At 74.0% G+C, this 13,170-nt stretch carries 13 protein-coding genes; 7 read left to right on the top strand and 6 right to left on the bottom strand.

Annotated features, from left to right (window positions below; genetic code table 11):
• Nucleotides 1–33: 33 nt before the first annotated feature.
• From OG570_RS33270 to OG570_RS33255, 4 genes are all read right to left on the bottom strand, one after another.
• Nucleotides 34–387 (bottom strand): SPW repeat protein, encoded by a 354-nt coding sequence (locus tag OG570_RS33270; protein ID WP_326952977.1) that lies wholly within the window; start codon nucleotides 385–387, stop codon nucleotides 34–36.
• Nucleotides 388–491: 104 nt separating this feature from the next.
• Nucleotides 492–998, bottom strand: a complete 507-nt coding sequence (locus OG570_RS33265; RefSeq protein ID WP_326950016.1) for a hypothetical protein — start codon at nucleotides 996–998, stop codon at nucleotides 492–494.
• 98 nt (nucleotides 999–1,096) lie between these two features.
• Nucleotides 1,097–4,042, bottom strand: coding sequence for an AfsR/SARP family transcriptional regulator (locus OG570_RS33260; protein ID WP_326952976.1), 2,946 nt, complete (start codon nucleotides 4,040–4,042; stop codon nucleotides 1,097–1,099).
• A gap of 104 nt (nucleotides 4,043–4,146) precedes the next feature.
• A complete protein-coding gene (locus OG570_RS33255) occupies nucleotides 4,147–4,851 on the bottom strand; it encodes a DJ-1/PfpI family protein (RefSeq protein ID WP_326952975.1) in 705 nt (234 codons plus the stop codon).
• A gap of 98 nt (nucleotides 4,852–4,949) precedes the next feature.
• Here OG570_RS33255 and OG570_RS33250 point away from each other — a divergent pair, with 98 nt between their 5' ends.
• The 3 genes from OG570_RS33250 to OG570_RS33240 all read left to right on the top strand — a co-directional run bounded on the left by OG570_RS33250 (nucleotide 4,950) and on the right by OG570_RS33240 (nucleotide 8,446).
• Entirely contained in the window at nucleotides 4,950–5,927 is a 978-nt protein-coding gene (locus tag OG570_RS33250; RefSeq protein ID WP_247052243.1) for a GlxA family transcriptional regulator, read from the top strand.
• Between the two features lie 1,037 nt (nucleotides 5,928–6,964).
• Nucleotides 6,965–8,128 carry a YibE/F family protein gene (locus tag OG570_RS33245; RefSeq protein WP_326950020.1) on the top strand — a complete coding sequence of 388 codons (1,164 nt, stop codon included), beginning with the start codon at nucleotides 6,965–6,967 and terminating at the stop codon, nucleotides 8,126–8,128.
• 72 nt (nucleotides 8,129–8,200) lie between these two features.
• Entirely contained in the window at nucleotides 8,201–8,446 is a 246-nt protein-coding gene (locus OG570_RS33240; protein ID WP_326952974.1) for a hypothetical protein, read from the top strand.
• Here the strand turns inward: OG570_RS33240 and OG570_RS33235 are convergent.
• Nucleotides 8,418–9,059, bottom strand: coding sequence for a hypothetical protein (locus OG570_RS33235; protein ID WP_326960232.1), 642 nt, complete (start codon nucleotides 9,057–9,059; stop codon nucleotides 8,418–8,420). The two genes, OG570_RS33240 and OG570_RS33235, sit on opposite strands and share 29 nt — an antisense overlap.
• 2 nt (nucleotides 9,060–9,061) lie before the next feature.
• A complete protein-coding gene (locus OG570_RS33230) occupies nucleotides 9,062–9,634 on the bottom strand; it encodes an MBL fold metallo-hydrolase (protein ID WP_326951554.1) in 573 nt (190 codons plus the stop codon).
• 148 nt (nucleotides 9,635–9,782) lie between these two features.
• On the opposite strand from OG570_RS33230, the gene OG570_RS33225 reads away from it, so the two are divergent.
• The 4 genes from OG570_RS33225 (at nucleotide 9,783) to OG570_RS33210 (ending at nucleotide 13,044) form a co-directional block, all read left to right on the top strand.
• The gene (locus OG570_RS33225; protein ID WP_326952973.1) at nucleotides 9,783–10,658 is read left to right on the top strand and encodes a peptidylprolyl isomerase; all 876 of its coding nucleotides are present in this window, start codon (nucleotides 9,783–9,785) and stop codon (nucleotides 10,656–10,658) included.
• Nucleotides 10,658–11,437 carry an aminotransferase class IV family protein gene (locus OG570_RS33220; RefSeq protein ID WP_326952972.1) on the top strand — a complete coding sequence of 260 codons (780 nt, stop codon included), beginning with the start codon at nucleotides 10,658–10,660 and terminating at the stop codon, nucleotides 11,435–11,437. The genes OG570_RS33225 and OG570_RS33220 overlap by 1 nt, the downstream gene beginning before the upstream one ends.
• 74 nt (nucleotides 11,438–11,511) lie before the next feature.
• The gene (locus OG570_RS33215) at nucleotides 11,512–12,396 is read left to right on the top strand and encodes a LysM peptidoglycan-binding domain-containing protein (protein WP_326952971.1); all 885 of its coding nucleotides are present in this window, start codon (nucleotides 11,512–11,514) and stop codon (nucleotides 12,394–12,396) included.
• Nucleotides 12,397–12,495: 99 nt separating this feature from the next.
• Nucleotides 12,496–13,044 (top strand): hypothetical protein, encoded by a 549-nt coding sequence (locus tag OG570_RS33210; RefSeq protein ID WP_247052249.1) that lies wholly within the window; start codon nucleotides 12,496–12,498, stop codon nucleotides 13,042–13,044.
• Nucleotides 13,045–13,170 lie beyond the last annotated feature (126 nt).

Here is a 13,170-nt window from a genome sequence, read left to right as displayed (position 1 = left end):
CCTCGGGGCCAAGGACGTCCACTCGGAGCATGCTCAGGCCCGGGTCAGCGCCACTCCGGCCAGCACCGCGACCACGGCGGCGACGACGTTGCCGACGATCGCGGCCGCCGACGGCCAGGTCACCCACGTCGGCCGCAGCGCCACGAGCGACAGCCCGGCCCACGCGCCCAGCACCGGGACGACCCAGGTCAGCCGGCGCACCCGCGGCGTCGCCGTGCGGGCGATCGCCAGGGCCACCAGGACCAGGCCGGTGACCGTGTTGCTCAAGGCCAGGACCCCGGCCCCGCCGAAGTGGGCGAGCCACGGCGCCAGGACCAGGTACACCCCGGCCAGCAGCACGACTCCCGCGGCCACGCCCGGTGCGGGGGCGATGCGGTGCGACGTCATCAGGCACCTCCTTCCGGAGAGGTACCCGGGTGTCGCTCCCGGTAATCGTGCCCGGCCGGGACCTGCCCGCAGCCCTCATCACGGGCAGGCGCCGGCCGGGAAACTCAGCAACCGCAGGTGTAATAAGTCACGTCCCAATGATTGCCTTCGTCGCAGTAGAGGTTGCCGGAGCCGGCCTTCCACTGCGGGTAGCCGTCGCCGCGGAGGCCGTCGTAGCTGAAGGTGTTCTTGACGTAGCTGTCGAGGCAGCTGTTGTGCGCGATGTCCACCTTGTAGCCGTTGTAGTGGCTGTAGGTGCCCGACGCGTGCCCGACCTCGGTGCCGCCGGTGATGTTGACGGCGCAGCCGCTGGCGCGCTTGAGCGTGATCACGCCCGTGACCGTGGTCTGGTTGATCTGCTCGTAGGACGTGCAGGTCGAGTTCGACCTGGTGGTGCAGCCGCCGCTGGACGAGTGGGTCACCCCGGCCGCGGACAGCTGTGACGCGGCCGCCGACTGGCTGAGCTTGGTGACCTCGACCGCCGCCGAAGCGGTGCCGATGGTGGCGAACACCACCGCGGCCGAAGCGGTCAGCCCCACCGCCGCCCGCACGAGCATCCGTTGTCCCGACATGACTTGCCTCCTCGGTACGTCGTTCCGACGGCGGCAGCCAAAAGGTCCCGACCATAACTTCGCCAAACGCGGGCGGGCGCGCGGCGGGCGCGGGCGGGTCAGGTCCTGATCTTCGTCAAGACTTCACGAGTTCGCTCCCGCTCCGGTGACGTGCTGGTGACGGCGTTGAGCTCGTGCAGCGCGCGCAGCTCCCACAGCGGGAAACCGAGGTCGCGGAACACGTCGGCCGAGGTCCGCAGCAGCCGGACCGCCTGCGGCCCGGCGTCGTCGGCGGCCTGGGTCCGGCCGAGGCTGAGCAGGGCGTACCCGGCGCCGCGGCGGTCGCGCAGCTCGCGGAACACGCCCATCGCCAGCCGCAGGTGCCGTCGCGAGCCGGCGGCGTCACCGGCCCGGCGGCGGGCGTCGGCCAGGCTGCGGTGGGTGTAGGCGGCGGCGTGGCGGTGCCCGATCTGCTCGAACAGGTCCAGCGAGCGCGTCAGGCAGCGTTCGCCGTCGGCCAGCTCCCCCGCCTCGGCGTGCAGGTCGCCCAGGCTGCGCAGGACGTGCGCCTCCCAGTGCCGCTCGCGGGTGCGGACGGCCCCGCCGAGAGCGCCGGTGAGCAGGTCGGCCGCCTGATCGCTGCCGCCGTGGCGGCGCAGGACGTCGGCGTAGCGCTTCGCGGCCTGGTCGTGCCAGCGCCCGTCGTCGCACTCCCGGGCCAGCAGCATGCTCACCTCGAAGCTCTCGACCGCGCCCCGGACGTCGCCGACGTCCTCGGCCAGCGAGCCCAGCTGGGCCGCCGCGGCCGCCTGACCGCGGCGGTCGCCGCAGTCGCGCAGCAGGCCGAGGGCCTCCCGCAGCTCCGTCTCCGCGGCCCGGGCGTTGCCGTTGTCGAGGTGGACGTCGGCGAGCGCGGCCAGCACCGCGGCCGTGCCGCTCGGGTCGTCGAGCACCCGGAAGCGGTTCTCGGCCATGACGAAGTAGGTGCGCGCCTGCCGCCACCGGCCCTGCTGCCAGTGCACGGAACCCAGCGTGAAGAGCTTTTCGGCCTCCGCGTGCGGGTCCTTGCGCCGCCGCGCCGCGGCCAGCCCGAGCACGGACACGGCGCGGGCGGAGTGGTCGAGCCACGGCGTGGCGGCCAGGTCGGTGCAGGCGTCGGCGAGCCCGCCGGTGAGCTCGTGCCAGCCGTGCGCGCCGGCCAGCCGGACGGCGGCGGCGATGTGGCCGGACTCCTCGGCCGCCCAGCCCGCCGGGTCGGCCGTGACGCGGCGCGCCGTCGCCGGATCCGGCTTCGCCCCACCGGGTGCCGGCCGGCCGCGGGCCCGCTCGGCGAGCGTCAGCGTCACCTCGCACGCGCGGCGCAGCGCGACCTGGTCGGTCTCCGGCGGGGTGCCCTCGGCCAGCACGAGCCGGACGAACGGCGCCACCGCCCAGCGGGCGCCGGCCGGGACGAGCAGGTGCCCGGCGGCCAGCGCGTCGAGCCGGTCGCGCGCCTCGCCGATCGGCTTGTCCAGCAGCGCGGCCACGCACCAGTCCGGGACGGGACCGTCGAAGGCGTTCAGCAGCCGCAGGAGGTACCGGTCGGCCGCGGGCCGCTCCCGCAGGGCCGCCGTCACGGCCGTCCGGACGCTCAGGTCCCCGACGGCCAGCTCGTCGAGGCGCCGGCGGTCGTCGGCCAGCCGCACGGCGAACTCCGCGACGCGCTGCCGCGGCCGGCCGGCGAGCTTGGCCCCGGCGATCCGGACGGCGAGCGCCAGACCCGCGCAGTGGCCGAGAAGCCGTTGTGCCGCTTCGGGTTCCCCGTGCAGCCGCGGCTCCCCCACGATCGCCGCGAGCAGCGTCCGGGCGTCCGTTGTGGACAGTGCGGCGACCGGAACCGCGTGGGCGCCGCACAACCCGGGCAGCGCGCGGCGGGACGTCACGACGGTGGCGCAGCCCGGCCCGCTCGGCAGCAGGGCCCGGACCTGGGCCTCCGACGCGGCGTCCTCGAGCAGCACCAGCAGCCGCCGGTCGGCGGTGTAGCACCGCCACAGCCCGGGCAGGCCCGCCCGGTCGGCCAGCTCCGCCGGCGTCGCGCCGAGCAGGCGCAGGAACCTGGTCAGCACGGTCGCCGGGTCGGCCGGGCCGCCGAGCGAGGCGACCAGCTGCCCGTCGGAGAAGCGGCGGCGGGCGCGCCAGGCGGCCTGGACGGCGAGCGCGGACTTCCCGGCGCCGGCCGCGCCGTGCAGCACCACCGGGGCCGGCCCGCGCAGGGCCCGGGCGACGTCGGCGAGTTCGGCGGTCCGGCCGGTGAAGTCGGGCACGGCGGGCGGCAGCTGCGCGGGCGGCCCCGGCGTCGTCCACTCGGTGCCGGCGATCCGCCGATAGACGTCGACGAGGTCGGCGCTCGGCCAGACGCCGGCCTCTTCCCAGAGCGCGCGGCGCGTCCGCCGGAGCACCTCCAGGGCCGACTCGCGGCGGCCGACGGCGCCGAGCGCGTCCGCGAGCCGCCCGGCGAAGCGCTCGTCGGCGGGCCGGGCCGCGACGACCGGATCCAGGCGTTCGACCACGGCCCCGCCCTCGCCGTCGGCGAGCTCCAACTCGACCAGCTGCAGCAGGGCTGCCGAGCGCCGATCCTCCAGCCACAGCTTGTGGGCCTCCAGCAGCGGCCCGCCGGCGACGTCGGCGAAGGCGTCACCCCGCCAGCACGCCAGCGCCCGTTCGAGCGCGCGGCGGCGCTGCGCCCGGTCGTCCGCGCCCGCGGCCAGCAGCGTCAAGAAGTCGTCGGCGTCCAGCTCGCCGGGCTCGACGACCAGCGCGTAGCCGCGCGGGCCCGAGCGCAGGCGCTGCCCGGCCTCGGCGGCACCGAGGCCGGGTGAGAGCGTCTTGCGCAGCTTGGACACGGTGACCTGGACGATCGCCGCGGCGCTCGACGGCGCGCCGTCCGGCCACAGCTCGTCGACCAGCGTGTCGCGGCCGACGTACTGGCCTGCCCGCGCGAGGAGCACGGCGAGCAGCCGCCGGGGCTGGGCCGCCGAAGGCAGCGGGACGGCGGCCGTCAGAGGGCCGAGGACCTGGAACCGCACGGCTTAACACCCCACCCGCGAGATCACCTGATCGAGCGAGCTGACCCTAGCCGTCCGGGGCCATCCGGGAAGACCACTCACCCGGATGGCCGACGCCGTTCGCCTCAGGCGTGCGCGAGCAGCCTTTCCAGGAGCTTCGGGTGCTCGGCGAGGCCTTCGCGCAGTGTGAGCTCGCGAAGCGGCTTCAGGTCGCCGTAGGGCGGGTTGTCCCAGTCCAGGGCCCCCTGCGGCGGCTCCGGGTCGTACTCGATGCCGAACTGGACGGTCTTCGCGACCTCGCGCCCGGCCAGCCGTTCCACCAGGTGCAGGGCGAGGTCGATGCCGGCCGACACACCCGCTGCGGTGATCACGTCGCCGTCCTCGACCCACCGCCGCGCGACCGGCGTCGCGCCCAGGCCGGGCAGCAGGTCGCGGAACATCCAGTGCGTCGTCGCCTGCTTCCCCTCCAGCAGCCCGGCCGCGCCGAGGACGAGCGAGCCGGTGCAGACCGACGTCATCAGCTCCGCTCCGGCGGCCGCGGTGCGCAACCAGGCCAGCAGCTGCTCGTCGGCCATCGCGTGAATCGTCGGCACGCCGCCGCCGGGCACCAGCACCGCGAACGGCGCCGGCACCTCGTCGAACGTGTGGCTGGGCGCGATCCGCAGCGGGGTGTCCGTGGCGACGGGCTCCGTGGTGGCGCCGACGGCCACCGTCCGGTAGGTGGGGTCGATCTGGGCCAGCGCGCTCAGCACCTGCAGCGGGCCCACCAGGTCGAGCGGCGTCAGCCCGGGGTAGACGACGAAAGCGAGGGTCTTCTGCTCATCGGTCATGTCCCTCACCTTGGCGGGGACGCCGTCCTGCCGGAGTCGTGATGTCCGGAATCCTGCGAACCGCGTCCGAGCGCCAGCCGGGGTGCTAGCGTCCGACCATGCCAGGGTCACCCAGACGGGTCGTGATCGTCGGTTTTCCCGACGCCGAACTGCTGGACATCGCCTGCCCCGCCGATGTGTTCGACGCCGCCAACCGGCTCGGCGCCCGGCCGCCGTACGAAATCCGCCTGGCCAACCTCGACGGCCAGGCCATCCACACCGCCTCCGGCCTGATCCTGCAGCCGCACCTGCGGCTCGACCAGGTCGCCGCGGACCTGGACACGCTGGTCGTCGCCGGCGGCTGGGGCAGCACGGCCGCCGCGGCCGACGAGCGCGTCCTCGCCCACATCCGGCGGCTCGCCCGGACGAGCCGCCGCGTCGCGTCGGTGTGCACCGGCGCCGAGGTGCTCGCGGCGGCCGGGCTGCTCAACGGCCGGCGCGCGACGACGCACTGGCGGTACGCCGCGAAGCTGGCCGCGGACTACCCGAGCGTGACGGTCGACCCGGTGCCACTGTACGTCCGCCACGGCAACGTCTACACCGCGGCTGGCGTCACCAGCGGGCTGGACCTGACGCTGTCGCTGGTGGAGGCCGACCACGGCCCGACGCTGGCCCGCGAAGCCGCCCGCGCGCTGGTGACGTACCTGCAGCGGCCGGGCAACCAGGCGCAGGTGAGCCTGTTCCTGGCCGGGCCGCCGCCGGAGCACCGCGAGGTCCGCGACCTCACGGCGTACATCGCCGAGCACCTGGACGACGACCTCGGCACCCCGGCCCTGGCCGCCCGAGCCGGGATCAGCACCCGCCAGCTGACCCGCCTCTTCGACGCCCACCTGGGCACCACGCCCGGCCGTTACGTCCGCACCATCCGCACCGAGCACGCCGCGCGTCTGCTGTCGGGCACGGACCTCCCGCTGGCCACGATCGCCCGCCGCTGCGGCTTCGGCTCGACGGAAACCCTGCGGCAAGCGTTCCTGGACCACTTCGACACCCCACCGTCGGCGTACCGCCGAGTCCACGTCCGCCAGGCTTACAGCTAACGCCGAGCCGACCGTCCAGACACGCAAGCCGACCCCCCAGGCACGCGAACCGACTCCCCAGGCACGCGAGTCGTCCACCTGTGTACGTGTGTCGACCCTTCAATCACGCGAGTCGACTCTCCAATCACGTGTGTCGGCTCTCTGATCACGCGAGTCGGCTCCGGATCGCGTGGGCCGGGACGGTCGGCGGTCGTGATCGAAGGGTCGACACGCGTGATCAGCAGGTCGACACGCGTGATTGAGAGGTCGACACGGCGGATCCGGACGAACCGGGCCGTCGGCGGCCCGTTGCGTGGGCCGGGGGCTCCCGCTGTCAGGATGTGCGAGTGGACCGCCCCGACCTCGACGACGAAACCGGCCCGATTCGCCGGGTCACCGACGAGGTGCCCGTTTCCCCGGCCCGCGGGACCTCCGGAACGCCGGGCACGCCCCGGAAACCGGCCCGCCGGACGCCACCGGACGGAACGCCCGCGGCCCCGCGCCGACGCACCGACACCGGAGCGCAGCGGGTCCCCGGGAAGCCGACCGACACGGGAACCCAGCGGGTGCCACGAAAGCCTGCCGACACCGGGTCTCAGCGAACCTCCGGGAACCTGACCGACAGCGGCGCCCAGCGGATTCCCGGAAAGCCGACGGACACCGGCGCCCAGCGAGTCCCCCGCAGGCCGGCCGACACGGGAGCCCAGCGGGTTCCGGCGGCTCCCGCCGACGCCGACTCCTCGCGGGGAGCGGCGAAACGAGGCGACACGGGACCGCAGCGAGCGGCTCAGCGTGGCGACACCGGGCCGCAGCGAGTCCCCGGGAACCGTGACGACACCGGACCCGAGCGAACGGCGAAACGGGGTGATACCGGGCCCCAACGAGCCGCCAAGCGGGGTGACACCGGGCCGCAGCGGGTCGCCGATGGGCGTGCGCGTCCCGCAAGTCGTGCCGCAGCAACAAAACCCGAACCCGACGCCGGGCACGGCCATGGTCATGGGCACGGCCACGGGCCCGCCGCCCCGGCGTCACGGCGGGTCCGGCTGCTGCTGATCTGGATGCTCGCTCCCCTGGCGCTCGCCACCGTGGTCGGGATGCTCGTGCTGTACCCGTGGGGCAAGCCGTCGCCGACGAGTGTCGTTCCGCAGGGGACGCCCGTGAAAGCGTCCATCACCACCACCGCCACCGGGCCGTGCCTCGCTCAGGGCCAGGTCCAGGTCGGCGACCAGAGCGACCCGAACGCGAAGCCGTGCCTGACCGTCGCGCTCACCATGACCGACGGGCCGGCCACCGGGAAACCGTTGCAGCTGACCGTGCCGATCGAGCCCAGCACCCCGCGGTTCGCCGCCGGTGACGCGGTCGTGCTCGCCTACAACGGCGGGAACGCGGCCGACCCGTCGAGCTTCCAGCTGGTCGACTTCCAGCGCGGCACCCCGCTGCTCGTGCTGGCCGCGCTGTTCGCCGTCGCCGTCCTGGTGCTCGGCCGCTGGCAGGGTCTCGCCGCGCTCGTCGCGCTCGGCCTGTCCTTCGCGGTGATCGCGCTGTTCATCCTGCCGGCCGTCCTTTCGGGTGAAAACCCGCTGCTGGTGGCGATCGTCGGCGCGGGCGCGATCATGTTCATCGCGCTGTACCTGACCCACGGGCTGACGGCGAGAACGTCCGCCGCCGTGCTCGGCACGCTCGTCAGCCTCGCGCTGATCGGTGTGCTCTCGGCGATCTTCTCGGCCGCGGCGTCGCTGACCGGGCTCGACGACAGCACCTCGACGCTCATCGGCTCGCTCGGCCACGGCATCGACGCGCGCGGGCTGCTGCTCGCCGGCGTCGTGATCGGCGCCCTCGGTGTGCTCGACGACGTCACCGTCACCCAGACCAGCGCCGTCTGGGAACTGCGCCGCGCCAACCCCGACCTGAGCTGGCGGGAGCTGTACAGCTCGGGCCTGCGGATCGGCCGCGACCACGTCGGCTCGGCGGTCAACACCCTGGTCATGGCCTACGCCGGCGCCGCGCTGCCGGTGCTGCTGTACTCGTCGATCTCCGGGGTCGGCCTGGGCGCGCTGCTCGGCAGCGAGGAGATCGCCCAGGAGATCATCCGCACCCTCGCGGGCAGCGTCGGCATCGTGGCGGCCGTCCCGGTGACGACGGTCCTCGCCGCGCTGATCGCTTCCCGCGAGCCCGCGACGTACCTCAGCAGCACCACGAAAGCCGTTCCGTCCCACCCGTGACACCGGCGGGCCCCCGCCGCGACAGCGGCGCCCGCACGCGGTAGGAAGGCGGTACCCGACCCGGGAGACGCCATGTCCGTGCTCGCCTGCCCCCGCCGGCTCGTGCGCGGCGTGCTGCGGCTGGTCACGGCCACCGTCCAGGCCGTCGAGTCGATCCCGCGCATCGCCACCGCCCTCGACGACGTCCGGGCGACGCTGCACCAGGTCGAACGCCTCACCGCGTACATCGCGCAGGAGGTCCCGGAGCTCGTCTACCAGCTCGAGCAGCTCCGTGAGCCGGACGCGGAAGTCAGTCGAGAGTCGCCACGAACCGGCTGACGGCCTCCATCGTGAACCGCTGCACGTACTTGCCCGACGGCGCCACCGACGCCAGCCGGTAGAGCGGGCGGTCCGCGACGCCGCCGCCGCGGGCCTCGGCCTTCAGCTCGGAGACCAGCAGCTCCCCGAAGACGAGGCCGTTCGCCTCGGTGTTGTTCATCAGCGCGTTGGCCAGCTTCCGCAGCTGCAGGACGCCCAGCTCGCGCCCGCCCGTGCCGGCGAACACCGCGAGGTCGACCTTCGCCACCTGCCGCCGGTTGCCCGCGTTGACCAGCAGGCTGACCGTGCGGGTGCCGCGGACGTCGCCGATCACGAGGTCGAGGCGGGTCGCGGTGACGAGGTCGACGCGCCGCAGCCCCCATGTGCGCACGATCAGCGTCGAGCCCTCGAGCCAGACGCGGCGCCGGATGCTGACCGCCATCACGTAGGCCAGCGGCAGGGCGATCACGAGGGCGACGACCAGGCCGATCACCGTGCCGCCGATCAGCCCGGCGACCCCGCCGAACGCGGCGGCGACGATCACCACGCCGATCAGCCCGGAAATCCCCCGGCGACGGCGTCCGCGCGCGTCCTCCTCGAACAGCGGCAGCCGTTCCGGCGTCTCTTCCGCCATGCTCACGCCCCCGTCCCGGCGAGGAACGGGTTGCCCGCGCGTTCCCGCCCGATCGTCGTCGCCGGGCCGTGGCCCGGCAGCACCACCGTGTCGTCCGGGAAGCCCGCCAGCAGGTCCCGCAGCGACGCCTCGACGTCCCCGCGGCCGACCGATCCGGCGAACAGCGTGTCTCCGGTCAGGGCGAGCCGGCCGCCCTCGGCCGTCTCCAGCGCGAGGACGACCGAACCCGGCGTGTGCCCCGGTGCGGGCCGGACGTCGACGTCGAGCCCGGCGAGGCGGTGGGTGCCCGCCTCCAGCGGCACGCTCTCGCCGTCGTAGAGCGGGGCGTCGGCGGGGTGCAGGTGCAGCGGGACGCCGTGGGCGGCCGAGAGCGACGCGGCCGACGCCACGTGGTCGGGGTGGCCGTGGGTGGCGACGAGCGCCGCGGGGACCAGCCGGTGCCCGGCGAGCGCGGCGGCCAGCGGCGCGGCCACCTCTTGCCCCGGGTCCACGACCAGACACGGCCCGCCGGCGGCCTCCGCCAGCAGGTAGCAGTTGGCCTGCAGCGGGCCGCTGCCGAAGCCGACGACGAGCACCGAACGCCTCCCGGACATCCGCGCCGGATGGCGCCGATCACGATCAGGTTGAGACTAGCGGGCCCTGTACATGGTCCTCACAGGCTGTGCCCATACACTGCCGCTACCTCAGACGTGTGACACGAGCGGAAACCTGGGAGGGTACGGGGTGGCGACCAACCAGCAGCGCCGCGAAGCTGCGAAGCGCAAGCTCGAGAGGCAACTCGAGCGCCGATTGGAGCAGCAGAAGCGACGCAGGAGAATCGGCGCTGGTGTCGTCGGCGTGGCTGTTCTCGTCGTCGCGGGCGTGGTGGTGTGGATCGTGAGCGCCAACGGCGGTGACAGCACCGCCGATCCGGCCGCGTCGTCCTCGGCCGCCCCGCCGCCGACCGAAGTCCAGATCCCGACGCAGCGTGCGGCGACACCGAAGCGGACGACGGCGCTGCCGAACCCGACGACGTGCGACTTCAAAGCGGACACGACGGGCAAGACGCCGAAGAAGGTGAACCCGCCCGACGGCAAGAACGTCCCGTCGACCGGCACGGTGAACGTGACGCTGAAGAGCACGGCGGGCGACATCCCGCTGACGCTCGACCGGGCGCTCGCGCCCTGCGCGGTGCAGAGCTTCATCAGCCTCGCGAAGCAGAACTTCTACAACGACACCATGTGCCACCGGCTCGGCACCGAGGGCCTGCAGATGCTGCAGTGCGGTGACCCGTCGGCCACCGGCGACCCGACGAACGACGGTCAGGGTGGCCCGGGCTACACGATGCCGGACGAGGCGTTCCCGGAGATCAAGTACGGCCGCGGCATCCTCGCGATGGCGAAGACGCAGGCCCCGAACTCCGGCGGCAGCCAGTTCTTCATGGTCTACGGCGACGCCGAGGGCCTGCCGGCCGACTACTCGGTGTTCGGCAGCATCAGCGACGACGGCCTGAAGGTGCTGGACGCGGTGGCCAAGGCCGGCATCGCGAACCCGAACCCGCAGGACGGCACGGGTGCGCCGACCAAGCAGGTGAAGTTCACGGGCGTCACCGTCCAGTAGTGCCGCACCGCATCGAGCTGAACGGGGACCCGCTCGGCCCGGGCGCCTTCATCGCGGGGATGACCTCTTACGGTCATTTCACCGCGATGCAGGTCCGGGACGGGCGGGTCCGCGGTCTTTCCCACCACCTGGACCGGCTGACCTCGAGCACCCGCCTGCTGTTCGGCGCGGAGCTCGACACGGATCTGGTGCGCTCCTACGTCCGGCGGGCGATCGCGGACGAAGCCGCGCTGTCCGTGCGGGTCCTGGTGCTCACGCGGTCCTTCGACGAACCGCTGAAGCCGGAGATCCTGGTCCGGACGCTGCCACCGCACCCGGTCGACCCGGCGCCGTTGCGCCTGGGGACGGTGCGGTACGAGCGGGACCTGCCGCAGGTCAAGCACCTCGGCACGTTCGGCTTGATCCACCACGCCCGCCAAGCCGAACTGGCGGGCTACGACGACGCGCTGTTCGTCGACCACCAGGGCCGGATCAGCGAGGCGTCCATCTGGAACGCGGGCTTCCTGGCCGGCGACACGGTCGTCTGGCCGGACGCGGCCGTGCTGCCGGGGATCACGATGCTCGTGCAGCGGGAAGCGCTGGCGCGGCTCGGCGTCCCGCAGGAGACGCGCGAGGTCCGACCCGCCGACCTGCCCGGGTTCGACGCGATGTTCGTCACCAACTCCGAGACCCCGGGCCGCCCGGTCACCTCCGTCGACGACTTCGTGCTGCCACCCGCGGACCGCGCCGTGCGGCTCCTCGCCGAGGCCTACGAAACCGTGCCCTGGGACGAAATCTGAACCACGCCTCCACCCGCCCCGTGTAGAGGGGAACACCGGGGCCGTTTGTGCCACCGGGGAGAGGGTGGGCGACGATGGCCGAAAACCGGGTTCCCGCGGTGCGCCGCGTCCTCGGGCGCACCGGCCAGGCCGCCTGCGCCGGTGCCCTGTTCGCCGTGCTGGCCGGTGGGCCCGCGCTGGCCCAGACCGCGCCGCCGCCCCCGCCGTCGGTGAAGTACTTCGTCGTCCCCCACGCCACAAACCCGGACGACATCACGTTGTTCAAGATCGCCGAACAGGCGCTGGGCGACGGGAACCGGTTCCAGGAGATCTTCACGCTCAACCAGGGCCGGCCACGCCCGGACGGCACGCCGTTCGACGACCCCACGGCGATCGAGCCGGGCCAGGTCCTCCAGCTGCCCGACGACGCCCGCGACCCCGCGGTGAAGTTCGGGCCGCTCCCGGCCACCCCGGTGGCCGCCCCGCCCGCCCGAACGGCGGCACCCCAGCCGGCCGAACCGGGGCTGGGGGCCGGGCTCGCGTCCGCGGTCAGCGGCACCGGCGGCCTGCTCACCGGGCTGATCGCCGGGCTCTGGTGGCGACGGCGGCCGCGGGTCGTCCCGCCGGTGCCGTTCGAGCCGGCCGAGGCTCCCGGGTCGTTCGAACCGGTCGAGCGGTTCGAGCCGCGCTGGCCAGAGCCGGACGACCACGACTACGACGACGGGTCCGGCTCGGTCAGCGGCACGCTCCCGATCCCCGTGGTCGTCCCGTTGCCGCGGCCGGACCAGTCGTCCGACCGGCTGCCGGTGGTGCTGCGGCAGGAGCCGATCACCGCCGAGCACTCGATCATCTTCTTCGACACGGCCGACACCCAGGTGATCGCCGCGATCCGGCCCGGCTCGCAGTTCCGGTTCCGGCTCGGCCCCGCCCGCGAGCCGGACGGCGCCACCGTGCTCGTCGTGGACGACGAAAGCGAGTGACGCCGGCGCGTGCGTGCGGGCCGCGTCACTCTGCGCTGAACGGATCAACCGGCGCCGGAACACTGGCCATCGGCCCGCCGGGCCCGCGATAGTCGTCTGATGACCTGGGATCCCTTCGGCACGCTGCGGAAGGCGCTGTGGATCGGCGGCGCCCCGTGGACCGGGAAGTCCACCGTCGCCCGGCTGCTCGCCGAGCGGCACGGCCTGACGACCTACCACCACGACCACCGGACCCGGCCCGCCCCGGGCGGCGACGTCTCCGCCGGCGAGCAGCTGATGACCGAGGTGCGGCACGGGTTCGACTGCGCGCTGGCCGATCTGCGGGTGCTGACGTCGCCGCGGCCGATCGTCGCCGAGGGCTGGGGGCTGCGCCCGGAGCTGGTCGCGCCGCTGGTGGATTCGCCGGGCCGGATGGTCGTGCTCGTGCCGACCGAGCTGTTCCGCCAGCACCAGCTGCGGCACCGGCCGGAGGAGCCCGCGATCCCGGAGCAGCGCAGCGTGCTGACGCGGGACCGGATGCTCGCCGCGCAGGCCGTGCGGTCCGCGCGGGAGCTGGGCATCCGGGTCATCGAGATCGACGGCCGGCTCGGTCCCGCCGGCGTCACCGACGTCGTCGCCGAGCATTTCCGCGGCTACCTGGACGCCTGACGATATTATTAGTCCCGCATTGTCCGGCCGTTTCCCCCCGCGGGCGGTTGACCGGCTCCGGAACGGTCGCGCAAGATCGATGACCGACACCGCCGCCGCTCTTTCCGCGCAGCAAAGGGGCTGGGT

Origin of the sequence: Amycolatopsis sp. NBC_01286 (assembly GCF_035982555.1) — a bacterium.
Classification (GTDB): domain Bacteria; phylum Actinomycetota; class Actinomycetes; order Mycobacteriales; family Pseudonocardiaceae; genus Amycolatopsis.
The sequence above is the reverse complement of the archived record's forward strand: the minus strand, read 5'-3'. Positions and strand labels throughout refer to the sequence as shown.